Genomic DNA, 24,452 nt, shown 5'->3' with positions numbered 1-24,452 from the left:
ACGGGGTACTCAGCCGCGCAGTGTCGTCGCCTTGCTGTTGTACGCCTGCGCGGTCAGCACAGGGTGCCGTGACGAGCATGCCTCCGCCGGCCAGGACAGCGTGACCTGGCGGGACTCGCCGGGCAGCAGCCACAGGTAGTTGTCGCTGTACAGCGTCGGCAGCACCCGGCGGCCGTGCGCCCCCTCCAGCAGGGACAGCCTGACCATGGCCGCCACCGCCGATCCGCGGTTGTGGATCGTCGCCGTCAGTTCGTGACGGTCACCGGAGCGCGACACCTTGGTGATGTCGCCGGTCAGCTTCACCCGCCTGGCCTTGTTCAGGGTCCGCAGGGCCGAGGTGTCGCGGTAGCGCCAGTAGGTGTTCCGTGACACCTCCCTGCCCCTGTCGTCCGTCAGCGTGAGCCGCAGCAGGTGCAGGTCCGGCAGGTCGTTCGTCCACTCCGCGGTGAAGGCCTTCGCGGTGGCCGCCCGGTCGACATCCAGCCGGGCCTTCCTGGTCGTGCCGAGCTGCCGGCCGGTCAGGTCGAACAGGCGGGCGGTGACGGTGGCTCCGCGCAGGTCGGTCGAGGTGTGGTTGACCGCGAGCACCTGCCACTTCACCGGATCGGCCTGCACGTGCAGGGGCTCACAGGCCGAACGGGCGCCGTAGTAGGTGCCGTTGACGTCGAAGTCGTAGTCGTACGTCTGCCAGACCGTGCTGTGCCAGGCCGGGTGGGACATCCACAGCAGGAGGCCGGAGGCGTTGTCCCACAGGTTCTGGTTCCACGCCTCGAACATGGCCCGGGTGTTCTCGTAGTTGACGAACTGCGCCTTGCGGGCGAAGTCGTCGAGGTCTCCGGAATCGCCGAGGCGCGCTGCGATGGCCGCCTTGTAGTTCTGCGGCGCCTGGTTCCCGCGCTCGCTCCAGTCGTGGTGGTACCAGGCGCCCCCGATCGGCCACGCCGGCTCGTCACCCGTCATGTTGCGGACGCTCGCCGCGGTGGAGACCACGGGCATGCCGATCTCGGTGTGGAAGCCGAAGTCCTTGCTGCCGTACGTCATGGGGTCGAAGTACTTCTCCGGCTCCACCCACCCGTAGGGGCCGCCGCCCGTGACGATCCCTCCGGCCGAGTTGTTCTGGTAGAGCAGGCCGGGTACCTGGTCCTGCACCGCCTCGCGCATGCCCTTGTCGATGGCGGCCGGGGGGTTGCCCTCGTTGGCGCCGCACCAGACGGCCACGCTCGGGTGGATGCGGTAGCGCAGCACGGTGTCACGGGCGAGCGAGATGAACGCCTCGCGCTCCGGCGGGTCCATGCCCCACGCGTTGGGGAAGTCGTTCCACACCAGGATGCCGTGCCGGTCGCAGGCGGCGAAGAACTCCTCCCGGTCGCTGCTGCCGACCCAGTTGCGGATCATGGTGAAGTTCATGTCGCGGTGCATGCGCACGGCCGCGTCCATCCGTTCCGCCGGCATGCGGCGCAGCAGTTCGTCCCAGCCCCAGTTGCCGCCGCGGGCCAGCACGCGCACTCCGTTGACACTGATCTTCAGCGGGTCGGGGGTGTTGGACACGGACTTGACGTCGGTCCAGTTCTCGCCGTCTTCGGACACCTGGATGACGTACGTCTTCGGGTACGCGCTCTCCCAGACGACGGCGACGCGGTCGAACGTCCGCGAGGAGCCGAGGTCGACCTGGATCCACTGGTGGTCCTCGTAGGCCGAGGACCAGCGGGTGCCGCGGTCGCCGTCGGTGGCGTGGGACGCGGGGTGCTCGGATTCCTCGGTGGAGGCGGTGGCCTTCTGACGCAGGGCGAGATCGGTGCCCGGGTCACTCTGGTCGATGACGCTGAAGGACCACAGGGAGTTGCCCCAACTGGTGTTGCGCAGACCGCAGTTGAGGCGGACATGGCGTCCGGTGCGCCGGTCGAAGTCCTCGACCTGGAGGCTGGCGTTGCCGTCGCTGAACGGCAACGGCACCGCGCCGTTGTCCACGGACTCCACGTCCGTCCAGTCGGAGCCGTTCGCCGAGACCTGGACCACGAAGGTCTTCGCGTAGGCCTGCTCCCAGGTGAGGTCGACGCGGTCGAAGGACTGAGGGGAGCCCAGGTCCACGCGTATCCACTGGTCGTCCTCGAAGGCGGAGGACCAGCGGGTGCCGGCGTCGCCGTCGGTGACGTTGGCCGCGCCGTGGTCGTCCTGGTCGGTGCTGGATGCCTCGGCGGCGGCGTGCAGCGCGAGGTCGACGCCCGGCCTGGCACTGTCGCCGACGGCGAGGGTCCACAGGGAGCTGCCCCAGGAGGTCGCGCGGGTCATGCAGCGGATGCGGACGTGCTGGGCCTGCTGCCGGTCGAAGGTCACGGTCTGCGTGTAGGCGTCGCCGGACGCGGTGAACGGCAGTGGTGTGTCGTACTCGTAGCCGAACTGGCGGATGCCGAAGCGGGTGGTGCGCCGGTCGCTCTCCTGTCCGTCGACCGACGCCGTGAGCGTGAGGCCGTGCAGATGGGGTTCGCCCAGCCCGTTGGGCCACCACAGCTTCGGGTTGCGCAGCCTCAGCTGCCGGAAGGTGTCGGGGGCGAGGACGACGTCGACGCTCTCGCCCGCCTTCACCGTGACCGTCTTGGACACCCGTACGCCGTCGAAGGCCGCGGTGACCGTCGCTCGGCGGTCGGTGTCGTCGGCGTTGCGGACCGGTACGACGACGGTGACCTCGGCGACCGACACGTCGGGCAGCTTCGGCAGGACCGTGTCCACGCGCGGGTCGCCGATGACGACGTGCCCCGTCGATCGCAGCCGCACGTGGTTCCAGATGCCGGCCGCACGGTCTCGTACGGCGGGCATCCAGTCCCAGCCCGAGGAGGCCAGGTACGTCGGTGAGTTGAGGTTCATCTGCTGCGCGCCGGCGTCGACCCATGCCTCGCCCTCGGGGCCCTTGTCCCCCGGGCTGCCGGGAATCGGCATCGGCGTGATCCGCACGGCGAGCGCGTTCTCGTCGTGTGCGTCGAGGTGGCGGGTGACGTCGAAGGCGGAGCGGGCGAACGGATAGGTCAGGTCGCCGACCTGCTTGCCGTTGAGCCACACGTCGGCCTTGTGGTTGATGCCGTCGAACTCCAGCCAGACGTGCCGGCCGGCGCCGGTGCGCAACCCCTTCGGCAGCGCGAAGTCCCGCTTGTACCACCACGAGTGGCGTGACAGGGCCTCCGGGATGTGGAGGTTGTTCAGGCCGGACACCGGGTCGGGCAGTTTGCCCTGTTCCACGAGCGAGCCGAGCACCGTGCCGGGAACCGTCGCGGGCAGCCAGTCACTGGTGTCCACGGAGGTCTTCGACAGAGCGGCGCCGTCCGCGCCGGCCCAGTCGTCCAGGGTCAGCCGCCAGCCCGACTCCACAGGGACGGTCCCGTCGTCCGCGACCCTGAGTTTCGGCGCCTTGCCGGGGCGGGGGCCCCAGTCGGTCCAGCCGGTGGCCGAGGGACGCTGTCCCTTGGCGGTGCCGTACACCTCGAAGCCGTTGAGGCCGAGGGGCAGCGGGCTGGATCGCTTCTGCGAGGTCATGCGCACCCAGCGGGCCCGAGTGGGACGCGGAAGCTGGACGTTCACCACGCCGCCGGTGCCTGCCGTGGTGCGGTACACCGTGGTCCACGACTTGTTGTCGACAGAGGTCTCCACCGCGAAGACCAGCGAGTAGCTCGACTGGATCTCCTTTCCGGTGGTGCCGCTGTGCACATTGCCGGAGGTGGGGGGCGTGTACACCGGGTCGGAGGCATCGGCCTCGAAGGTCAGACGGATGTGGGTGACCTCGCAGGTCTCCTGGAGGTCGACGGCGATCCACTGCGGGTCGCCTCCCCCGGCGCGCCAGCCGCTGCCTTTGACGCCCGGCGAGGCGAGGCGGTCGACGACGAACGAGCCGGGCGTGGCGGCGTAGGCGGTGGAGGAGACCGAGACGGGTCGGTAGAGGGCCAACTCGCCGGGTGTGGCGGGTGCGGCCGGTGCGCCGGTGGGGGCGGCAGCAGCATTCGGCCCGGGAAGCACGGAGCTGAGGCCGAACCCGGCCAGCAACGTGGTCCCCGAGGTGACTACGGTCCGCCGCGACGGAAGGCGCGACGGGCCCGACAGATCTGTCATGAGTGTGACGTCCCATCAAAAAGCGCAAGCCGAACCGGCTCCGCACGCCCCGCGCCGAACCGGATGACAACGTTGCCAAAGGCTGTGTCGCTCAGGGATTTCTGTCAACCCCTGGGGCGGGGTCGGTTCGCAGGCAGATGGGTGGCGGTTCGCAGGGCATGGCTGAAGCGAACGGCCGGATTCGAGGGCGTGTTTGTTCACCGGGGCTCGGCGAAGCCGACGATCGCTTGGGGATGCTTCCCGGATTAGGCCTCCTGGCCATGGCGTGGCCCCAGCGCCGCCCGCGCCACCTCTGGCTGCACGCAAGGGGTCACCGGCTCATTGCCCCCAGGCGGGCGAAAGACCTCCGCCGGCCGCCGCTCGTGCCGCCACGCACACTGCGGGGCGGGCCTGAGCGCATAGCCATCCACGCTCGACATCTTGCAAATGCAATGATGAAAGAAGCCCTCGAACAGCGACCGCGCAGGGCGGCGTTCAGACCGGCGATCTTGCGCGTACCGGTCGCGTCTCCGGCACCGCGATGACAGTGCCGGAGATCGCTTCTCGCCGTGTGCCCGACTCCGATGCGCTCAGCGTGCGGCTACGGCCTCGGTTCCTTCCGACTCGTCCGCGCCCCCGGGGACGGTGTTCCTGGGTCCACGGAAGGCGACGTAGACGAACAAGGCGCCCATCACGGCGACGCCTGCCCACATGGCCTGCCGCCAGCCGTCGACGAAGGACTGCTGGGCGGCGTGGAGCAGGTCCTGCGTGTGCGGGCCGGCACTGCCCGCTGCTTCGACGGCGTTGGCTATGCCCTCCCGGGCAGTGTCCGCGGTTCCCCGGGGTATGCCGTTCAGCCGGCCGTCGATGGCGCTGCGGTAGCCGCCGGCCAGCAGTGCGCCGAGCAGGGCGACGCCGAGGGCCGTGCCGAACTCGCGGGTGACGTCGTTGAGGGCGGAGGCGACACCCTGCTTCTCACGCGGCAGCGAGGCGGTGATGGCTTCCGTGGACGGCGTCATCGACAGGCCCATGCCGAGACCCATGGCCAGCATGCCGGGCAGGATGGTCGGGTAGCCGCCGTCGACGGACACGGACACGGCCATGAGCGCCAGGCCGGCACCGGCCAGCGCGATGCCCACGGCCATGGTCGAACGGGAGCCGGCACGTGCGGCGAGCTTGGGGGCAAGGCCGGAGGCCATCATCATCATGACGGCCATGGGCATCAGCGCCACCGTGGACAGCAGTCCCGACCAGCCGAGCACGGCCTGGAAAAACGGGAAGAGGACCACGGCGATGCCCGCTTGGACGCCGAAGACCACCAGAAGAGTGATCGAGCCGCCGGCCAGGCCGCGCTCCCGGAACAGGCGCACGTCCAGCAGCGCGGCGTCGCGGCGGTGCAACTCCCAGGCCACGAACCCGATGGCGGCGATGAGGCCGCCGGCGAGGCTGGACAGTGTCGCGGGGGCGGTCCAGCCGCGTTCGGGTCCCTCCTGAAGGACGAAGATCAAGCCGATCACGGCGACGGTGGAGACCAGCGCGCCGGTGGTGTCGAAGGGATGAGCCGAGTCCTCGCGGGAGTTGGGCACCGACCTCAGCGTCATGACCAGGGCCACGAGGACCAGGACCACCGGCAGGACGAACATCCACCGCCAGTCGGCGACGTCGACGAGGAGCGCGGAGAGGAACATGCCCAGGATGCCGCCGCCTCCGGCGACGCCGGTCCACACGCCGATCGCCCTGCCACGCTGTTCTTCCGGGAAGGTGGAGGTGATGACGGCGAGGGTGATTGGCATGATCATCGCGGCGCCGATCCCACCGGCCACGCGCGCGGCGAGCATGACCTCGGCCGACGGGGCCAGGCCCGCGGCAATGCTTGCGACGCCGAAGACACTCAGCCCGGCGATGAGCATGGGCTTGCGGCCCAGGCGGTCGCCGACGGCGCCGAGCGGCAGCAGTAGCGCGGCCAGGGCGAGGGTGTAGATGTTGATGATCCACAGCACCGTGTTCTGCGAGGCGCCGAACTCCACGGCCATGTGAGTCTGCGCGACGTTCAGCCCGGACACCGAGGCGATGACGGCCATCAGCGCAACAGAGACGGCGATCAGGATCGTGCGCAGTTGACGCGCGTCGGGTACGCCGCCGCTGTCGGCTTCGGCGGCCTGTACGGGCTGGTTCGTACTCATGGATTCCTCTCGAAGGGCGTGCTGAGTCAGCGCCGGAGCACGGCCGGTCGCTGGGGGAAGGGGGTGGTGGGGTGAAGGGGTGGTGGGGTGAAGGGGTGGTCGGGTGGCGGGGTGACGGGTGATCGGGTGATCGGGTGATCGGGTGGTGGGGTGGCCGGCAGGACGCTGATGTCGTCGCCGACCGAGGCGCCTACATAGGCGCTGAGGTGGGTGTCGTCAGCCGGTCACCCACACGCCGGGCACCTCGGCGGTGTCGGTCCTGCCGGAAGCGAAACGGCGGCCCGTGCGGACGGGGAGACGGGCGATCGGGCAGTCGGTCAGTCGGTCAGTCGGTCAGTCGGGCGATCGCGTACGCAGAGGTAGTCACACCACGACCTCCCGTCCTTGCCTCATGCGTGGCCCCGAACGCTCCGGCCCCTCTCCACAGGACGCTAAGCGCGGCTTGCCGTGAAGGCATACAATCTTGCTCATGGCGCAAGAAGACGGTGAGCTGGACAGCCTCGTACGCAAACGCATCCGCGCGCTGCGAGTGGCGCAGGGCTGGTCCCTTGAGGAACTGGCCACTCGCGCCCACCTCAGCCAGTCCTCGCTGAGCCGCATCGAGAACGGCCGGCGCCGTCTCGCACTGGATCAGCTGGTCACTCTCGCCCGTGCTCTGGACACCACGCTGGATCAGCTCGTGGAGACGGCGACCGACGACGTCGTCACCAGTCCGATGATCGACAGCACCCACAGCCTGATGCGCTGGCCCGTGAAGGGTGACCCCGGGATGAGTGTGGTGCGCCAGCGTATGACCGAACCACCACCCGACAACCCGGCGCGCATGCGCGCCCACCCGGGGCGCGAATGGCTGGTGGTCCTGTCCGGCACCGCGGTGCTCATGCTCGGCCACCGCCGGTTCCGCGTCGAGACCAACCAGGCCGCCGAGTTCCCCACGATGATGCCGCACGCGATCGGCGCCGAAGGGGGCCCGTGCGAGATCCTGGGCATTTTCGACCGCGACGCACGCCGCGGCCACCAGCGCGAGGCCGGCGACATCGAGGCTCAGGGCACCGGTGGGTGAATACGCGGGCGCGTGACGGCGGCTTCTGGCGCGTCGGGCAACACATCCGGTCGTCGCCTTGCGTAAACCGGAAGCATTCGTGCCGCTGACGCATGGCCGCCCTACGGTGAAGGCATGAATCAAGCACACCCGCAGCCCCTCCACGGCAGCCACCACAGGCACCCTCAGAAGCACGACACCGATGGTCAGGCGGAGATCCTCGACCTGGACGCGGAGGTCCTCGCCGAGCACACGGCGTCCATCACCGCATGGCTGCCGCTCAAGACCGCCCCGCGCCGGATAGTGGACCTGGGCTGCGGCACCGGCGCGGGCACCTTCGCCCTCCTCGACCGCTTCCCGGCCGCACAAGTCACCGCTGTCGACGCGTCGACCGGATATCTCCAGCACCTGCACGCGAAGGCGCGCGCCCGCGGACTGGAGGAGCGCGTACGCACCGTGCGGGCCGACCTGGACGACTCCGCGTGGCCCGACCTCGACTCACCGGACCTGGTGTGGGCGTCGGCCTCGATGCACCACATCGGTGACCCCGATCGCGCACTGCGCAACGTCCATGACGCGCTCGCGCCCGGCGGTCTGTTCGCCGTCGTGGAGCTGGCCGGCTTCCCGCGCTTCCTGCCCGAGGGTGCCCCGGAGGACCGGCCCGGCCTGGAAGAGCGCTGCCATGCCGCGACCGACCGTTTCCAGGCCGAGCACATGCCCCACCGCGGAGCCGACTGGGGCCCGATGCTGACCGCCGCCGGCTTCACGGTCGAGGGCAAACGCACCATCGCCGTGAACATCGAGGGCTCCCGCAACGGAGCGATCGGCCGCTACGCCCTCAGCGGCCTGCAACGCGTACGCAGCGCCGCCGCCACCGAGCTCTCCCCCGAGGACCTCACCGCGCTGGACGGACTCCTCGACACGGGAAGCCCACACAGCGTCCTGCGCCGCGACGACCTTGCACTGCGCACGGAACGCATCATCTGGGCCGCACGCCGCACCTGATCACCGGGCGCCCCGGCCGCCTGCCGGCGTGCCACAACCTGGCCGCTTCCAGGCTCATCAGGGTGCCGAAGGCTGAGCTCGTCGGACGGCGCAGGCGAGGAATTCGAGGGCGAAGGGCACCGCGGGGCTCAGGATGGCGAGCCCTGGCCTGGTCCACGCTGCCGGCCAGGTGAGATGGGTCGACAGGGTGGGCGCGGCGATGAGCATGCCGAGTACGCCGGCGACCGGCATGGAGACGGCCAGGCCTTTGAGGCCGGCGAGCTGGTCGCCGACGCGCTGGGTCAGCAGGATGTAGGCGGCCCAACAGGCAGCTGCGGCAGGGCGTATCCGACGCCTGCCGGGTCAAGGTTCCCGTGCCCAGGGTTGGGTCAGCGGCACAACATCGATGGCAGCCGCGACAGTCCGTGTCTCGCGGAGTGCCAACCTGTTCCCGCAGCCCGAGCAGCCCTGGATCTCCCGTTCCATCAGGGTCCGTCCCTCCGCCGGTCCTGCCCAGGGCGGCGGCGCGGTCAATAGGTTAGTGCGTCCTCGGCGGTGCCGAAGAAGCTGGTCACCTGGCCGTCGTTGACCGTGACGGGGCCATCGTTGATCGGCACCGTCGCAGGGCTCTCGGAGGGTGTCAACGCGATCTCCACCTTGTCGGCGGTCCTGCCGCCCTCGGTGTCGGCGCGCGAGAACAAGATCCCGGCGTACGCAGACCCGCCGGACTTCAGGATCCAGTCCTTGCCCTCGGGTCCCGCGTGCTCCGCGGCCCCGTCGAGCCCCGGAATCGTGATCACCAGTTCGTTCGCCGGCAGCAGACAGGAGTCGCTTCCCTTGTTCGTCGCCTTCAGCAAGGCATGGTTGACGGGCTTGGAGGCGACGGTGACGTTGTAACTCAAGTCGCTCGTCTCGCACATGCCCACGCCTCCGTCCTGGCCGTCGTCGGCCGCGGGCGCCGATGCCTGCGGGGTGCTGCCGCCGGTGTCGGCGGAGTCGCCGTCAGCCTTGCCGCCCTCGCTCGGGGCGGACGTGGAGGGCCTGGCGGGTTCCTTGCCGGCGCCGCCGGCGGACGGGCTCGATGCCGCACTCGGAGCGGCCGAGTCCTTCTCCCCGTCACCGTTGCATGCCGTCAGTGCCATGGCGCCGAGCGAGAGAGCGGCCAGGACCATGGTGGAACGGCGTGAACGAGCTGTATAAGCCATGAGAAATCCCCCGAGAGTCGGAATGTTCCGGTGATCATGCCGCATGAGGGCGTTGCTTCCGCCTGATCACATCGAGCGGGAGCCGTTTGCGAACACGCTTGTGACACTGCGACAGCGCACTCAGCTCAGGGACACCGAAAGCAGGCGTTCCCACTCCCTCGCCGCCCGCCCCGGGCCGGGGGCGTGCGGGCTCAGCCGGCCATTCCCACCCGGGCCGAACCCTCCCTACGCGTCAGGGACCCCCGTGCGAAATCCGGGTTCGCAATATCGAGAACCCACCCCGGAAGCGGCGCAGCCGCCCGGGGCGAGCAGGCACGGAGAGAACAGCCTCGCGGACCAGCGCCACCGAGGCGCCGCGCCGCAGCTCGGCCTCCCCCGCGCCCCGCTCCACCGCCGCATTCGCACGCCCCCGCGACAAAACCATGTCCAAAGGGTTGCCCAGAGATTGCACCGCCACTTAAATCAAAGCGTGAACTAAGCAGCCGTACTGCTGTGTTGCCCTCCGGCATGCCTTGGCACACAAGCGATGCGGATCGCCGCGGCACCATCGCGGCGGTCCGCTCGCGCTGCAGGAAGCAGGCTCGTCCGAATCCCGCACCGCTCCCGCAGAAAGCTGACGCATGAGACTCATGAATGTCGCCGGACGCCTCAGACGCAGAGCGCTGGGTGTCTCGCTGATCGCCACCGCGGCGCTCATCACCCTCCCCGCCCAACTACCCGCCGCGGCAGCCGAAACGCCACTGTCGCAGGGCAAGAACGTCACGTCCTCCTCGAACGAGAACGCCGCGACGCCGGCTGCCGATGCCGTCGACGGCGACCGGGGCACCCGGTGGTCCTCGGCCGCGAGCGACAACCAGTGGCTGCAGGTGGACCTCGGCGCCACGGTGTCCGTCACCCGGGTCGAACTCGACTGGGAGGCCGCCTACGGCAAGGACTACAAGATCCAGTTCTCGCAGGACGGCACCGGCTGGAACGACGCCAAGACCGTGACGGGCGGCGACGGCGCCGTCGACAGCGTCGACGTGTCGGGGCATGCCCGCTATGTACGGATGCAAGGGCTCAGCCGGGCCACGCCATGGGGCTACTCCTTGTGGGAGTTCCAGGTCTTCGGCACCACCGGCGGTACCCAGCCCGCGTCCTGCGACACGGCCGATGCCTCCCGCGGCAAGCCCTCCTCCGCCTCCTCGGTCGAGAACGCGGGCACACCTGCCTCGGCCGCGTTCGACGGTGACACCGGCACCCGCTGGTCGAGCCAGGCCTCGGACCCGCAGTGGCTCCAGGTCGACCTCGGATCGGTGCGCGAGGTGTGCAAGGTCGACCTGAACTGGGAGGCCGCGTACGCCAAGGACTTCCGGATCCAGACCTCCGGCAACGGGCAGGACTGGAGCACCCTCAAGGAGGTCACCGGCGCGACCGGCGGCCGGGCGTCCTACGAGGTCGACGGCTCGGGCCGCTATGTGCGCATCCTGGGCACGGCCCGCGCGACCGGCTACGGCTACTCCCTCTGGGAGGTCGCCGTGCACACCGAGTCCGGCGGCAGCGGCCCCGTCCAGGGCGGTGGTGACCTGGGCCCGAACGTCATCGTCGTGGACCCCTCCACACCGAACCTCCAGCAGAAGTTCGACGAAGTCTTCGCGCAGCAGGAGACGAGCCAGTTCGGCAGCGGCCGCTACCAGTTCCTGATGAAGCCGGGCACCTACAACAACATCAACGCCCAACTGGGCTTCTACACCTCGGTGTCGGGGCTCGGCCTGAATCCCGACGATGTCCAGGTCAACGGTGACATCACCGTCGACGCGGGCTGGTTCAACGGAAACGCCACCCAGAACTTCTGGCGGTCGGCGGAGAACCTGGCCATCACCCCGGCCAACGGCACCGACCGCTGGGCGGTCGCCCAGGCGGCGCCGTTCAGGCGGGTCCACGTCAAGGGCGGGCTCAACCTCGCCCCCAACGGCTACGGCTGGGCCTCCGGCGGATACATCGCCGATTCTAAGATCGACGGCACCGTCGGCCCGTACAGCCAGCAGCAGTGGTACACCCGCGACAGCTCCGTCGGCGGCTGGACCAACGGCGTGTGGAACATGACGTTCACCGGTGTCGAGGGGGCGCCCGCGACCAACTTCGCCACGGGGCCGTACACCACGTTCGACACCACCCCGATCTCCCGGGAGAAGCCGTTCCTCTACCTGGACGGCAGCACGTACAAGGTCTTCGTGCCGGCCAAGCGCACCAACTCGCGCGGCGTGTCCTGGCCGGCGAACACCGGAGGCACGTCCCTGCCGCTGGACCAGTTCTACGTGGTCAAGCCCGGTGCGACGGCCGCCACCATCAACGCGGCGCTGGACCAGGGCCTCAACCTGCTGTTCACGCCCGGTATCCACCACATCGACCAGACCATCGAGGTGGACCGCGCCGACACCGTCGTCCTCGGGCTGGGCCTGGCCACGATCATCCCCGACGGGGGCGTCGACGCGATGCACGTGGCGGACGTCGACGGCGTACGGCTCGCCGGTTTCCTGATCGACGCCGGACCGGCCAACTCGGACACGCTGCTGCGGATCGGTGAGCCGGGCTCGTCCGCCGACCACTCCGCCAACCCCACCACCATGCAGGACGTGTTCGTCCGCATCGGCGGCGCGGGTCCGGGGCTCGCCACCAACTCGGTCGTCGTCAACAGCGACGACGTGCTCATCGACCACACCTGGATCTGGCGTGCCGACCATGGTGAGGGAGTCGGCTGGGACACCAACCGGGCCGACTACGGGCTGCGCGTCAACGGCGACGACGTCCTCACCACCGGTCTGTTCGTGGAGCACTTCAACAAGTACGACGTGTTCTGGAGCGGCGAGCGCGGCCGCACCATCTTCTTCCAGAACGAGAAGGCCTACGACGCCCCGAACGAGGCCGCCATCACCCATGACGGCATCGTCGGATACGCGGCCTACAAGGTCGCCGACACGGTGAACGAGCACGAGGCGTGGGCGCTGGGAAGCTACTGCAACTACACCTCGGACGACACCATCGTCCAGCACCACGGCTTCCAGGTGCCGGTCAAACCCGGCATCAGGATGCGCCACCTGATGGTGATCTCCCTCGGCGGCAAGGGTCAGTACCGCCACGTCATCAATGACACGGGAGCGCCGACGTCAGGGACGGACACCGTTCCGTCCAAGGTCACGCAGTTCCCCTGATCCAGGTCTGATCCCGCGGCGGCGGGAGGCCCCGGGGGCGTTTCCATCGCCCCCGGGGCCAGCCCATGGGTTGCTCGGCACCGCACCGTCATCTGCCGTCCGGGTGGGTCTTCAGGGGTAAACAGCGGCGGTGGCAAGCTGTCCGCGGGCCGCCCCGGCGTCGGTGGCGATAATTGGCCGCGTGAGCGGCCAAGACCCCAGCGAGACAAGTGAGACGCTGTCCAGCCAGACCCGGGCGCGCTGGCGGACGTTCGTGCAGACCGAGACGGGCAGCGCTGCTCTGTTGCTGGCAGCCGTGGCCGCGGCCCTGGTGTGGGTCAACGTCGATGCTCATTCCTACGAAGCGGTGTGGGGAGCGCACTTCACCATCGGCTTCGACACCCACCATCTCTCACTCGACCTGCATGAGTGGATCAACGCCGGGCTGATGAGTCTGTTCTTCTTCGTGGTCGGCCTGGAGGCGCGTCGCGAGTTCGACATGGGTGAACTGCGGGACCGCCGGTGGGTGCTGCTCAGCGCCGCGGCCGGCCTCGGCAGCATGGTCGTACCCGCGGCGATCTACATCGCGATCAACGCCGGTCGTGATTCGGTGCACGGCTGGGGTACGGCGATGTCGACCGACACCGCCTTCGCTCTGGGCATTCTGGCCGTGCTCGGCTCTCGGCTGCCGGCCTCCCTGCGGGCCTTCATGCTCTCGATCTCCGTGGTCGACGATCTGCTCGCGCTGCTGGTGATCGCGGTCTTCTACAGCGAGGGCATCCACCTGCCGGCCTTGCTGGTGGCTCTGGGCGTGCTGCTGCTCATCGCCGTCCTGCGGCTGGTGGGGATCCGTCGGAGCGCCCCGTGCGCCGTGCTGTCCGTGGTGGTGTGGGTCGCGCTGTACGAGGCCGGGATCGATCCCGTGGTGACGGGTCTGGCTGTCGGAGCCCTGGTCGTCGCCTACCCGGCGCCGCGGGGCGACCTCGAACGGGCCAGCCAGCTGTTCCGTCTCTTCCGCGAGCAGCCCACCCCGGAGTTGCAGCGCTCCGCGGTACAGGGCCTGGCCGCGGCCATCTCGCCCAATGAGCGGCTGGAGCAGAAGTTCCTGCCCTGGGTCAGCTACGGCATCGTGCCCCTGTTCGCGCTGGCCAACGCGGGCATCGAGCTGAGTGGCGACAAGCTGGAGAAAGCGTTCACCTCGCCCATCACGCTGGGCATCCTGTGCGGCTGCGCGGCGGGAAAGGTGATCGGGATCGTTGGCTCGATGGCGGGCGCACAGGTGCTGACGGGCGGTCGCCTGCGTCCCAACGTGGGCTGGGGTTCGGTCACCGCGGGCGGTGCCGTCGCCGGTGCGGCTTTCACCGTCTCCTTGTTGATCGCCTCCCACGCCTTCGAGGGCGAGGAACTGGATCAGGCGCGCATCGGTGTCCTCACCACTCTGGTCGCCGCGTTCGTCCTCAGCTGGGTGGTCTCGGGTGTCATCGGACTCCTGCCGCAGGCCCGCCGGGCACGGGCCCTGTTGGGTACGACCGACACGCTGACGGATCTCGCGGTGGCCGTCGACGTCCGCCACGACCGGATCCGCGGGCCCGAGGAGGGGGCGGTCACGGTCGTGGAGTACGGCGACTTCGAGTGCCCGTACTGCGGGCAGGCCGAGCCGGTCGTACGGGAACTCCTCGGTCACGAGCACGACGTCCGCTACGTGTGGCGGCACCTGCCGCTGTCGGATGTGCACCCCGACGCGGAGCTGGCGGCGGAGGCGTCGGAAGCGGCCGCGCGGCAGGGGAAGTTCTGGGAGATGCACGATCTGCTGCTCGAACGGCAGGACGCCCTCGGCATCGAGGACCTGCTGCGGTACGCGCGGGAACTCGGTCTGGACATGGTCCGGTTCCGAGACGACCTGGAGCAGCGCCGGGGCGCGCGGCGCGTCGCTGAGGACGTCGATTCAGCGGACCTGAGCAAAGTGTCGGGCACACCGACGTTCTTCATCAACGGTCGCCGCCACCAGGGTGCCTACGACATCGCGGCCCTGACGCGGGCGGTCGAGCAGGCCCGGCAGCGAGTGCTCGCCGCGCAGGCGGGACTGTCGAAGCCGACGAGTTGAGCAGGTCCGCCGGTTCGCTCGCCTCCCTCGCCCTTCGCGAACGCCCTAGCTGCCGGGGCATCGCGCCAGTCGTCGTCGAGGGTCAGTCCGACCAGGCTCCCTCCCCTCGGGCAAGTCCGCTCCTTGTGACAAGGCGGGAAGCCCGCCCGTCCGCGCGTGCGGTCGGCGGGGCCCGCTGAGGCATCGCGCTGGGAGCGGCATCCCGGTCCTGGCACTCACTCTCGGCGGACTGGTCGCACTGCCCGCACGCTGATGTACAACGTCTCACCCGGCCGGTCACCGGCGCGGCTGGATCCGGGCCTGCGGTGACGCCGGCGCGGTCAACCGCACCGACTGGGTGTACCCGCGGGTCTGCGACGGAACGTCCTGTGACGGTGCCGACCCCGCCACCGCGTCCGGCGACGACACCCCGGTCCCCTCCACCACCATCTTCGGCCGCGCTCCAGCGGATCACGTGACCCAGAACCGGTTGGTGCGCCAGGCCGCCCTTCAGCCCTCACGGATGGCGAGGACCTGGGCAACGAGTCTCCGAGGCAGCTTCGGCCCCGCACATGCACAGTCGATCAGCAGGTTCCGGTAGGTAGTGTTCGCGAGCTCCGGCGCCAGCGCGATCAGGGCCCTGAGGTCGTCCGACGAACCGGAAAGGCGTGCCCGGTACGCGGCGCCCGCCGCGCGCAGGGTGACTTCGTGAGGTTCGTGTCCCAGGCCCTGTTCGACGAGGCTCGCGGCCGCGGCGAAGTCTCCCTGCTCGGCACGCAAGTCCGCCAGGTCCAGGTGGAGGGACCAGTTGGCGGGGTCCAGGAGCAAGGCGCACTCATAGGCCTCAGCAGCCTGGTCCAGGTCGCCCATCGCGCGCCAGGTGGCCGCCCGTGCGACCGCGGTCCACATGACCCGCTCGACGCCGTCGGCGCGGTCGCACAGAGCGAAGGACAACTCGTATCGGCCGCAGGCCCGGGGCAGCCGGGCCATGGCCGCCAGCGACTCCGGTACGGGACTGCGTTCGGACACCACGTCGAGGGCACGGAACCAGGGCTCGAACCGGTGCCGCATCTCGTCGGAGTCCAGGTCGTGCCCGTGGTCCAACGTCCGCAGACACCCCTCGGCCAGCGCCTCGGCGCTCACCTCACCGAGAAAACGCGCGTCGCCGAACCAGGGTGCAGCGCCCCAGGCCACGTCGGGCCGCACACCCGTGACCGAGCCGAGGGTCATCACCGCGTTGTCCATGTCCCCTTCAAGGAACATGAAGTACGCCTGCGCCAGCACGGCGCTCAAGGACCCTTCCGCTTCGAGGCTCCCCTGCAGTTCCGGGCCTCGGTCCTGCCACAGCTCGGCTAGGACCGCATAGGGTTCCGGCGCGGCCGGCGCCGAGGCTATTGCCCCCACCAGTAGCTCCACGGCGCCCACCGGGCTTCCGCCGCAGTGCGCCATCACACGAGCGAGACTGACACCCGCCGCCGTTGACTGATTCGACATTGCCAGAGAATACCCGTGGCCAAAGGCTCCGCGATCACTTCCGCTTGGCCGACGGGGTCCATGGCAGCGTGACCGCTGCGGCGGTGAATCGTCTTCCTGACGGCATCGGGTCTTCCCGAAGTCGAGTACGGCGATGGACTCAGCGCCAGTCGTCGATCACGTAGGCGTCTGGGTGGTCGTAGCCACCCGCTCCGCAGTGGCAGACGGCCAGCCCGTCGAGGTCGGACTCGGCGCCATTGAGGGGGATGGTTTCACCGAGCCCCTGCGTCTGGATGGCCATGATCTCGCGCTCCAGGTTCAGGCCCTCGTATACGACCCCCGTCAATGCGCGACGGAGGCTCGGTGCGTCGGGCCGCTCAGCGGCGGTCAGCTCGCCGTACAGCACTCGGCCGGAGACGGCGGCACTGACGGCGGCACTGACCGCGACCTGCTTTCTTCCTGGCTGCCCAGGCGCCGAACGCGTCTGCGCGGACACCGATCCGGGAAAGCGGACACTGCAGACACCACGGACACCGATCCGGGAAACCAGCCGATGGCCCAGGCATTCGAGCTTGCCGGGGACGTCAGTAGGACAACCTCGCTGGGCCATCGGCGTCCAATGCGACTGATCGGCTCAGCAGCCACCGCAGTTGTAGTAGAGGACGTCCCAGTGGTTGCCCTCGTCGGCGTAGATGTTGCCCGAGCCGGAGCGCCACTGGGGAGCGCCGTCGCCGCGCAGGCCGATGTAGGTGAAGTTGTTCTTGATGTAGTTCCCGACACAGGTGTACTTGGCGAAGTCGAGCTTGTAGCCGTTCCAGTGCGAGTACGTGCCGGAGGCGTGTCCGGTCTCGGTGCCGCCCGTGATGTTCAGGGCACAGCCGCTGGCGCGCTTGAGTGTCTGTGCGCCTTGGGCGGTGGCCAGGTTGAGCTGCTCGAAGGACGTACAGGTGGAGTTGTTCCGGTTGGAGCAGTTCCCGGACGACGACCAGGTGATGCCGACCTGCTGGAACATGGAAGTCGCGGTGGCGTGACTGATCTTGGTGACGGCGAACGCTTCGCTGGCGGTGCCGACGACGACGGCGCCGGGGGCGATGATCAGGGCGAGAGCGGTCAGCACCGAGCGGAGCTTCAAGGTCTGGGTGACCATCATGGGGGACCTTCCTGCGGTGGGCCACGGATCCTGTGGGGCGGCTGTGCAGGTGGTGCAGGTGGTGCAGGTGGTGCAGGTGGTGCAGGAAGCATGGTGCCCGCGGTCTACGCGCGTTGGCCAGAGGACAAGGCGGAACGCGCCACCTCGCCCCAGGCCCCAGACCCCAGGCCCCAGGCCCCAGGTGGAACGCCTCGGCCGTCGACTGTCACGTACATGAACTTCTGCTGTGAATGTCCCGGTGAGTGTGGATGAAGACGAGCCTCTTGTGGCCCTGGAAGTGCTCTGCTTTCCTCCATTAGGAAACTTTCCTATCAATCACTCATGCGAACGAGGTTCATATGAGGGCATCACTTCTGAGGCTACGGAAGAGCGCGGTGGCCACCGCGCTCGGGAGCGCCCTGCTGCTCCTCCCAGGCGTCGCCCCCACGGGATCGGCGCACGCGGCCACCACCGATCAGCGGGCCGCGGCGGCTGCCAGCCCGGTCTCCGTCAACGGCCGGCTCAAGGTCTGCGGCACCAAGCTGTGCAACAGCCGCGGGAATCCCATCCAGTTACGCGGCATGAGCACCCACGGCACCCAGTGGTACCCGCACTGTCTGACCGGCGGTTCGCTCGACGCCCTGGCTGGCGACTGGAACGCCGACGTCCTGCGCGTCTCGACCTACGTGCAGGAGGGCGGCTACGAGACGAACCCCCGGCACTTCACCGACCTCGCGAACTCCCTGATCCAGCAGGCGACCGACCGCGGCATGTACGTGATCGTCGACTGGCACATGCTCACCCCCGGCGACCCCAACACCAACCTGAGCAAGGCCCGGCAGTTCTTCACCGACATCGCCAACCGCAACAAGGACAGGAACAACGTCCTCTACGAGATCGCGAACGAGCCCAGCGGTGTGAGCTGGTCGCGGATCAAGAGCTACGCGGAGCAGATCATCCCGACCATCCGCAACATCGACTCCGACGCGCCGGTGCTGGTCGGGACCCGCGCGTGGTCCTCGTTCGGCGTTTCCGAGGGCGCGGACGAGTCGGAGGTGGTGAACAACCCGGTCAGGGCCTCCAACATCATGTACACCTTCCACTTCTACGCGTACTCGCACCGCGACGAGTACCTGGCGACCCTCTCCCGCGCCGCCGACAGGCTCCCGGTGTTCGTCACCGAGTTCGGTACCCAGAACTACGCCGGCGAGGGCAGCAACGACTTCGCCATGTCGCAGCGGTACCTGGACCTCATGGCCGCCAAGAAGATCAGCTGGACGAACTGGAACTTCTCCGACGACAACCGCTCCGGAGCCGTCTTCAAGACCGGGACCTGCGACAGGTCCGGCCCCTGGACCGGCACCTCGCCGCTGAAGCCCGCCGGAGTGTGGATCCGCGACCGCGTCAGGTCGCAGGACGACTTCCCGACCGCGTGACCCCGACTCGAAGCGGTGCACGGCGAAGATGAACATGGAACATGATCGACCAGGTGGCCTGTGTGTCTCACACAGGCCACCTCTCGCAGTCATCCCTTGGCGGAGCTGGTGGGTGCCGCCTCCGGCAGGGCTTCCGCAGCGGACGACGTGATCACTTCGGAGCTCCCGGAGCCCCGGCCGCCCCGGTCCATGACGCCGCCGGTGAAGGCCAGGCCGAGGCCGGCCACGGCGAGTGCGGCTCCGACGAGGTTCGGTGAGGCCCAGCCCCAGCCCGCGGAGATGGCGAGTCCGCCGAGCCAGGCGCCGCCCGCGTTGGCCAGGTTGAAGGCGGAGTGATTGGAGGCCGCGGCCATCGTCGGAGCGTTCTTGGCCTTCGCCATCAGCAGCATCTGCACGGGCGTGGTGATCAGGGCCCCCATCGCGCCGATGAAGGTGATCGTGACCAGGGCCGGCACGGTGCTGTGGACGGTGAAGTAGAACGTCACCAGTCCGGCCGCGAGCAGTGCGAGTCCCGCGTAGAGAGTCGGGCGCAGTGCGCGGTCGGTGAGGGGGCCGGCGATCAGCGTGCCGGCCGTCATGCCGACGCCGTACAGCGCGAGGACCAGGGTGGTCGAGGTGTCGGAGATGCCCGTCAGATGCGTCAGCATCGGCACCAGGTAGCTGTAGACGGCGAAGAAGCCGCCGAACCCGACGACGGCCGTGGCCAGGCCGATCACGACCTGCCGGTTGCCCATGGCCCGCACCTCGTGCCGGATGCCGGCCTGCTGACCGCGCGGCTGGTGCGGAACGAACGCGGCCAGCGCGGCCAGCGCGACGACCCCGATGACGGCGACGGCGGCGTAGGCGGACCGCCAGCCCAGCTGCTGGCCGAGCGCGGTGCCGGCCGGGACACCGACGATGTTCGCGACGGTCAGGCCGAGGAACATCTTCGACACGGCACGTGCGGCCCGGTCGGGGGCGACCAGCCGGGAGGCGACGACGGCGCCGACGCCGAACAGCGCGCCGTGCGGAAGTCCCGCGAGGAACCGCGCCGCGAACAGCAGGCCGAAGTTCGGCGCGAGCGCGGATGCGATGTTGCCGACCACGAACAGTCCCGACAGCAGCAACAGCAGCCGCTTGTGCGGTACGCGGGCACAGATACCGGTCAGTACGGGGGCACCGACGACGACACCGAGCGCGTAGGCGGAGACGAGGTTGCCGGCCTGGGGTACCGACACCCCGACCCCGTCGGCGATCTGGGGCAGCAGCCCCATCGTGGCGAACTCGGTCGTGCCGATGCCGAAGGCGACGACAGCCAGGGCCAACAGAGCCAGAGGCATGGAGCGGTGGAACCTTTCGAAGACAGCGGTCCAGGGACGAGGGAGCAGAGAAGGCCGAGGTCGCAGGGACACCCGCGTCGGCCGGCCGCGTCGAGCACCGTTGCCCAGCGCGCCCCCACACAGGGCGAGCCCATGAACAGTGCAGCAGCGACGGGAAACCGCGCATTCCAAGATCGGGCCGCGCCTTGACGTGATCTACGTCATGCCCGATTCCGTGATGCCCGACGGGTATCACAGGCGCCGGAAGAGGTCTTGGACGGCGCGTCATGGTCGGGCGGAGGCTGTGAGGGCAAGGCAAGCCACCGACCACACAACAACACACACCGGAGACAGGACCATGAGGGTTTTCCTCACCGGCGGATCCGGATACATCGGCAAGGCGACGATCGGCGCGCTGCTCCGGCAGGAGCTTCACTTCGGGCGGGCGGCCGGGCGACTGCACATCGCCCAGCCGGTGCTGTCCCGGCAGATCCGCAGCCTGGAGGACGAGCTCGGTGCGGAGGTGTTCGACCGCAGCCGCCGCGGCACACTGCTCACTCCCGCCGGAAAGCAGCTGCTGGAGGACGCCGTCCCGCTGCTCGCCTCGGCTGAGGCTCTGGTCAGGCGGGTGACGTCCGCAGCTCAGGGCACGCAGTCGCTGACCGTCGGCTTCATGCCGGGCATCACCGTCAGCCCGGCCACGATCGCTTTCACCGCCCACCATCCCGACGTCAATGTGCGCCTGCTGCGCACCACTTGGGAGGACCAGGTCGCCGTGCTGCTGGACGGCTGGGCCGACATCGGCGTCGTACGGCTGCCCATCGACCGACAGGGCCTGGAGGTGCGCCCTCTCTTCCAGGAGCCCCGGGTCGTCATGGTCCCCGTGGGACACCGCTTGGCCGACCGGCGATCGGTGACGGTCAAGGATCTCGCTGCCGAGCATCTGCTCCAGGACCCGAGCGCCGTTCCCGAGTGGCGTGACGTGGCGCTGGAGCTGCAGGGCGGGGAGCGTCCCGAGGCCCCGGTGATTCAGCAGGTGGAGGAGAAGCTGGAACTGGTGGCCGCCGGAGCCGGGATCTGCGTGCTCCCGCTGTCCACGGCGAACTTCTACACCCGGACGGACGTGATCCCGCTGCCCGTGGACGACATCGGCCCCAACGAAGTGGCCCTGGCGTGGGTGGCGGCTCGCCGGTCCCGTTTCATCCGGGACTTCGCCGAGGCTGCGGCGGACACGCTGGCCCAGGCCCATGGCGGGACACGGAAACCCTCGGCCGGCAGGTGATGCATCAATCCGAATTGATGTAACGTCGGGATATGGCCTCCCATCCCCGGGACGTGACCGCAGCGCCGCCCGAGTTCCTCCGGCTGGCAGCGCATCCGCTGCGCTGGCGGCTGCTGACGATGCTCGCCGACGGTGATCATCGGGTTCGTGAGCTGGTGAAACGCGTCGGAGAGCCGCAGAATCTGGTGTCGTACCACCTGCGGCTGCTGCGCGACGGCGGTCTGGTCACGGCCAGACGCAGCAGCTTCGACGGCCGGGACAGCTACTACCGCCTCGACCTGGAACAGTGCGCTCAGGGGCTGGCGGCCAGCGGTGCGGCCCTGCATCCGGCGTTGCGCCGGGAGGCACCCGCACTCCCCCGGCGCCGGGTCGCCGGGACGCGATCCCACCGCCCGGCCGTGCTGTTCGTGTGCACCGGCAACAGCGCCCGCTCGCCGATCGCCGAAGCCCTGCTGCGCCACCACACCGCCGGCCGTGTGAGGACGGCCAGTGCGGGCACCGGACCCAAACCGCACCTGCACCCGCACGCGATCCGGGTGCTGCGCGAGTCGTTCGGCATCGACCTTTCCGGCGGCCGCACCCAGCACGTGGACGACCTGGCCGGCCGCCGCTTCGACCATGTGATCACCCTGTGCGACAAGGCTCGCGAGATCTGCCCGGAGTTCGGCGCGCGGCGGGTCCACTGGAGCATGGCCGACCCCGGTACGCCGGACCGCACCGGCCAGGTAGGGTACGCGGCCTTTGCGCACGCTGCGGCCGACATAGACACCCGGATCAGGTACTTGATGCCGGTCCTGAACATCCCCGAAACCGTTGCGAGGTCCGAGTCATGACTTCTCACGACGCATACGTCAGCGTCCGCTATCTCGTCGATGACGTACAGGCCGCCGCCGACTTCTACACCACCCACCTCGGGTTCACGCTGCACTCCAGCGCGGCACCCGCCTTCGCCGACGTGATCCGAGGCCGGCTGCGGCTGCTGCTGTCGGGCCCGGCGAGTTCCGGGGCCCGGGCCACCCCGAGGGAGGCCGCCGTCGCGGGCGGCAACCGCATCCACCTCACCTTCGACGACCTCGACGCCGAGATCGACCGGCTGCGGGGCGCCGGTCTGACCTTCCGCAGCGAGGTCGTCTCCGGTCCTGGAGGACGTCAGATTCTGCTGGCCGACCCGGCGGACAACCTCATCGAGCTGTTCCAGCCGGCCCGCCGGCCCTGACGGGGCGCCCGCCGCCCCGTCTTCGCCGGGGTGAGGTCGGCACGACGTCAGGAGCTGTTCGGGACGACCAGGCCCGACTCGTAGGCGACGACGACGAGTTGGGCGCGGTCGCGGGTGCGGAGCTTGGTCATCGCCCGGTTGACGTGCGTCTTCGCGGTCATCGGGCTGATCACCATGTGCTCGGCGATCTGGTCGTTGGACAGACCCTGTGCGACCAGGGCGACCGCCTCGCGTTCGCGGCCGGTCAGCTCCTCGAGTGGGGCGTCGGTGGCGGTGGAAAGGGGCTGGTTGACGTACCGGTGGATCAGCTTGCGGGTGATGGACGGGGCGAGCAGGGCGTCACCGCGGGCGGCGACCCGTACGGCGTGCAGGAGGTCCTCCGGCACGATGTCCTTCACCAGGAACCCGGCAGCGCCGGCGCGCAGGGCCTCGAAGACGTATTCGTCCATGCCGTAGTTGGTGAGGATGACGACGTGCACGCCGGTCAGGGCAGGGTCCGCGGCGATGCGGCGGGTCGTCTCGATGCCGTCCATGACCGGCATCCGGATGTCGATGAGCGCGACGTCGGGCTGACGTTCCTGGGCGAGCGCCAGCCCCTCCGCGCCATCGGTGGCTTCGGCCACCACCTGGATGTCGTCCTCGAGGTCGAGCAGCGCGCGGAAGCCGCTCCGGATGAGTGGCTGGTCGTCGACCAGCAGGACACGGATCATGATGCTCGTTCCACGGGGAGTTCCGCCTGGACGGTGAAGCCGTGCTCGGCGAGTGGTTCGGCGCGCAGTCGACCGCCGAGGGCGGTGACGCGTTCGCGCATGCCGAGCAGCCCGAGGCCGGGGGCCGGGGCGTCGTCGGGGGTGGCCTTGCCGTCGTCGTCGACCTGGACGGTCAGCCCGTCGGGCCGGTAGCGGATCCGGACCGTGGCGGTCGTGGCAGAGGCATGGCGGGCTGTGTTGGTCAGAGCTTCCTGGACGATCCGGTAGGCGGTCCGGCCCACCGCGGCCGGCAGGTCTTCCCGTTGGCCTTCGATCGTCAGTGTCGCGTCCAGGCCCATCGAGCGGGCACGCTCCACCAGCTCCGGTACGTGCTCCACGCTCTGCGGCGGCGCCGTGTCGTCGTCGCGCAGGGCCTCCAGCGTCGCTCGCAACTCTCGGGTCGCCTCCCGTCCGGCCGCCTGGATCGCCAGCAGGGACTCGGACACCTGCTCGCCGCGCCTGCGCGCCACATGGACGGCCACCTCGGACTGCACCTTGATGATCGAGATCTGGTGGGTGAGGGAGTCGTGCAGCTCGCGCGCGATGTGCAGCCGCTCCTCGTCGGCGCGGCGTCGCGCGGTCTCCTCCCGGGTGCGCTCGGCCTCCTCGGCCCGCCGCTCGGCCTGGCGAAGCGCCTCCCCGGCGGCGAACGCGGCGATCAGCCAGGCGATTTCGAGTACGTTCCGGGCCTGGGCGAACGCGTCGCGCGCCGGCCCGTCGCGGAAGACCAGGGCAGCGAGCGGGAGGACGACGAGCAGAGCCACGGACACCGCCGCGGTGAGAGCACGGTGCCCTGCCCGCACGGCGTCGTACACCGCGACCAGGTACGAGACCGCGAGCACTTCAAAACCGGTTGCCTCGTACCCGACGGCGCACAGGCCGGTGACGGCCAGCACGGCGATCGGGGCCCTGCGCCGCGCGAGCAGCGCCAGCCCGCTCACCACCAGCAGCACGGTGCCGAGCAGTGCGCGCTGCCCGGCCGGGTGCGGCCCGGACAGCCCGGTGCCCGTCAACAGTGCCGCGACACTGAGCGCGATCACCCAGTCCATGGCGACGGCCGGGACACGGAAACGCTCTGTGTCCATGAGCGCACATTAGCCCGGTCACCGCCTCGGACGCGTCCCGCCC

Annotated in this window: 17 protein-coding genes; 8 read left to right on the top strand and 9 right to left on the bottom strand. The window is 69.5% G+C overall.

Going from position 1 to position 24,452, the window contains the following annotated elements:
- Positions 1-9: 9 nt before the first annotated feature.
- Positions 10-4,095: a discoidin domain-containing protein gene (locus AC3ETA_RS33965; RefSeq protein WP_432196737.1), complete on the bottom strand. Its 4,086-nt coding sequence runs from the start codon at positions 4,093-4,095 to the stop codon at positions 10-12.
- A 569-nt stretch (positions 4,096-4,664) separates the two neighbouring features.
- Entirely contained in the window at positions 4,665-6,257 is a 1,593-nt protein-coding gene (locus tag AC3ETA_RS33960) for an MFS transporter (RefSeq protein ID WP_432196736.1), read from the bottom strand.
- Between the two features lie 469 nt (positions 6,258-6,726).
- Here AC3ETA_RS33960 and AC3ETA_RS33955 point away from each other — a divergent pair, with 469 nt between their 5' ends.
- Entirely contained in the window at positions 6,727-7,320 is a 594-nt protein-coding gene (locus AC3ETA_RS33955; protein WP_432196735.1) for a helix-turn-helix domain-containing protein, read from the top strand.
- A gap of 114 nt (positions 7,321-7,434) precedes the next feature.
- On the top strand, positions 7,435-8,304 hold the full coding sequence (locus tag AC3ETA_RS33950; RefSeq protein WP_432196734.1) for a class I SAM-dependent methyltransferase: 870 nt from the start codon (positions 7,435-7,437) through the stop codon (positions 8,302-8,304).
- A 509-nt stretch (positions 8,305-8,813) separates the two neighbouring features.
- On the opposite strand, the gene AC3ETA_RS33945 is transcribed toward AC3ETA_RS33950, so the two are convergent.
- Positions 8,814-9,455: a DUF4232 domain-containing protein gene (locus AC3ETA_RS33945; protein WP_432196733.1), complete on the bottom strand. Its 642-nt coding sequence runs from the start codon at positions 9,453-9,455 to the stop codon at positions 8,814-8,816.
- Between the two features lie 653 nt (positions 9,456-10,108).
- On the opposite strand from AC3ETA_RS33945, the gene AC3ETA_RS33940 reads away from it, so the two are divergent.
- The gene (locus AC3ETA_RS33940) at positions 10,109-12,679 is read left to right on the top strand and encodes a discoidin domain-containing protein (RefSeq protein WP_432196732.1); all 2,571 of its coding nucleotides are present in this window, start codon (positions 10,109-10,111) and stop codon (positions 12,677-12,679) included.
- A gap of 181 nt (positions 12,680-12,860) precedes the next feature.
- A complete protein-coding gene (locus tag AC3ETA_RS33935) occupies positions 12,861-14,762 on the top strand; it encodes a Na+/H+ antiporter NhaA (RefSeq protein WP_432196731.1) in 1,902 nt (633 codons plus the stop codon).
- Positions 14,763-15,251: 489 nt separating this feature from the next.
- Here AC3ETA_RS33935 and AC3ETA_RS33930 read toward each other — a convergent pair whose 3' ends face one another.
- The 3 genes from AC3ETA_RS33930 to AC3ETA_RS33920 all read right to left on the bottom strand — a co-directional run bounded on the left by AC3ETA_RS33930 (position 15,252) and on the right by AC3ETA_RS33920 (position 17,364).
- Positions 15,252-16,190: a tetratricopeptide repeat protein gene (locus AC3ETA_RS33930; protein ID WP_432196770.1), complete on the bottom strand. Its 939-nt coding sequence runs from the start codon at positions 16,188-16,190 to the stop codon at positions 15,252-15,254.
- Positions 16,191-16,374: 184 nt separating this feature from the next.
- Entirely contained in the window at positions 16,375-16,560 is a 186-nt protein-coding gene (locus AC3ETA_RS33925; protein ID WP_432196730.1) for a hypothetical protein, read from the bottom strand.
- Positions 16,561-16,848: 288 nt separating this feature from the next.
- Entirely contained in the window at positions 16,849-17,364 is a 516-nt protein-coding gene (locus AC3ETA_RS33920) for a hypothetical protein (protein ID WP_432196729.1), read from the bottom strand.
- Between the two features lie 338 nt (positions 17,365-17,702).
- Between AC3ETA_RS33920 and AC3ETA_RS33915 the strand changes: the two genes are divergently transcribed.
- The gene (locus AC3ETA_RS33915) at positions 17,703-18,779 is read left to right on the top strand and encodes a glycoside hydrolase family 5 protein (RefSeq protein WP_432196728.1); all 1,077 of its coding nucleotides are present in this window, start codon (positions 17,703-17,705) and stop codon (positions 18,777-18,779) included.
- An 89-nt stretch (positions 18,780-18,868) separates the two neighbouring features.
- On the opposite strand, the gene AC3ETA_RS33910 is transcribed toward AC3ETA_RS33915, so the two are convergent.
- The gene (locus tag AC3ETA_RS33910; RefSeq protein ID WP_432196727.1) at positions 18,869-20,098 is read right to left on the bottom strand and encodes an MFS transporter; all 1,230 of its coding nucleotides are present in this window, start codon (positions 20,096-20,098) and stop codon (positions 18,869-18,871) included.
- A 337-nt stretch (positions 20,099-20,435) separates the two neighbouring features.
- On the opposite strand from AC3ETA_RS33910, the gene AC3ETA_RS33905 reads away from it, so the two are divergent.
- From AC3ETA_RS33905 to AC3ETA_RS33895, 3 genes are read left to right on the top strand one after another with little or no spacing between them, the layout of a single operon-like run.
- Complete coding sequence (locus tag AC3ETA_RS33905) at positions 20,436-21,359, top strand: LysR family transcriptional regulator (protein WP_432196726.1); 924 nt, start codon at positions 20,436-20,438, stop codon at positions 21,357-21,359.
- A 32-nt stretch (positions 21,360-21,391) separates the two neighbouring features.
- On the top strand, positions 21,392-22,192 hold the full coding sequence (locus AC3ETA_RS33900) for a metalloregulator ArsR/SmtB family transcription factor (protein ID WP_432196725.1): 801 nt from the start codon (positions 21,392-21,394) through the stop codon (positions 22,190-22,192).
- The gene (locus AC3ETA_RS33895; protein WP_432196724.1) at positions 22,189-22,575 is read left to right on the top strand and encodes a VOC family protein; all 387 of its coding nucleotides are present in this window, start codon (positions 22,189-22,191) and stop codon (positions 22,573-22,575) included. The genes AC3ETA_RS33900 and AC3ETA_RS33895 overlap by 4 nt, the downstream gene beginning before the upstream one ends.
- A 47-nt stretch (positions 22,576-22,622) precedes the next feature.
- Here AC3ETA_RS33895 and AC3ETA_RS33890 read toward each other — a convergent pair whose 3' ends face one another.
- Positions 22,623-23,285, bottom strand: coding sequence for a response regulator (locus AC3ETA_RS33890; protein ID WP_432196723.1), 663 nt, complete (start codon positions 23,283-23,285; stop codon positions 22,623-22,625).
- Positions 23,282-24,409: a sensor histidine kinase gene (locus tag AC3ETA_RS33885; protein ID WP_432196722.1), complete on the bottom strand. Its 1,128-nt coding sequence runs from the start codon at positions 24,407-24,409 to the stop codon at positions 23,282-23,284. The genes AC3ETA_RS33890 and AC3ETA_RS33885 overlap by 4 nt, the downstream gene beginning before the upstream one ends.
- Positions 24,410-24,452 lie beyond the last annotated feature (43 nt).

This window comes from Streptomyces sp. bgisy027, assembly GCF_057710365.1.
Note: the sequence above shows the minus strand (reverse complement) of the source record. Positions and strands in the feature narration are given on the sequence as shown.

What these genes read in the sequence shown, in the direction of transcription:
- AC3ETA_RS33965 (WP_432196737.1), bottom strand. Translation starts at nt 4,095, where the DNA reads ATGACAGATCTGTCGGGCCCGTCGCGCCTTCCGTCGCGGCGGACCGTA.
- AC3ETA_RS33960 (WP_432196736.1), bottom strand. Translation starts at nt 6,257, where the DNA reads ATGAGTACGAACCAGCCCGTACAGGCCGCCGAAGCCGACAGCGGCGGC.
- AC3ETA_RS33955 (WP_432196735.1), top strand. Translation starts at nt 6,727, where the DNA reads ATGGCGCAAGAAGACGGTGAGCTGGACAGCCTCGTACGCAAACGCATC.
- AC3ETA_RS33950 (WP_432196734.1), top strand. Translation starts at nt 7,435, where the DNA reads ATGAATCAAGCACACCCGCAGCCCCTCCACGGCAGCCACCACAGGCAC.
- AC3ETA_RS33945 (WP_432196733.1), bottom strand. Translation starts at nt 9,455, where the DNA reads ATGGTCCTGGCCGCTCTCTCGCTCGGCGCCATGGCACTGACGGCATGC.
- AC3ETA_RS33940 (WP_432196732.1), top strand. Translation starts at nt 10,109, where the DNA reads ATGAGACTCATGAATGTCGCCGGACGCCTCAGACGCAGAGCGCTGGGT.
- AC3ETA_RS33930 (WP_432196770.1), bottom strand. Translation starts at nt 16,190, where the DNA reads ATGGCGCACTGCGGCGGAAGCCCGGTGGGCGCCGTGGAGCTACTGGTG.
- AC3ETA_RS33920 (WP_432196729.1), bottom strand. Translation starts at nt 17,364, where the DNA reads ATGATGGTCACCCAGACCTTGAAGCTCCGCTCGGTGCTGACCGCTCTC.
- AC3ETA_RS33915 (WP_432196728.1), top strand. Translation starts at nt 17,703, where the DNA reads ATGAGGGCATCACTTCTGAGGCTACGGAAGAGCGCGGTGGCCACCGCG.
- AC3ETA_RS33910 (WP_432196727.1), bottom strand. Translation starts at nt 20,098, where the DNA reads ATGCCTCTGGCTCTGTTGGCCCTGGCTGTCGTCGCCTTCGGCATCGGC.
- AC3ETA_RS33905 (WP_432196726.1), top strand. Translation starts at nt 20,436, where the DNA reads ATGAGGGTTTTCCTCACCGGCGGATCCGGATACATCGGCAAGGCGACG.
- AC3ETA_RS33900 (WP_432196725.1), top strand. Translation starts at nt 21,392, where the DNA reads ATGGCCTCCCATCCCCGGGACGTGACCGCAGCGCCGCCCGAGTTCCTC.
- AC3ETA_RS33895 (WP_432196724.1), top strand. Translation starts at nt 22,189, where the DNA reads ATGACTTCTCACGACGCATACGTCAGCGTCCGCTATCTCGTCGATGAC.
- AC3ETA_RS33890 (WP_432196723.1), bottom strand. Translation starts at nt 23,285, where the DNA reads ATGATCCGTGTCCTGCTGGTCGACGACCAGCCACTCATCCGGAGCGGC.
- AC3ETA_RS33885 (WP_432196722.1), bottom strand. Translation starts at nt 24,409, where the DNA reads ATGGACACAGAGCGTTTCCGTGTCCCGGCCGTCGCCATGGACTGGGTG.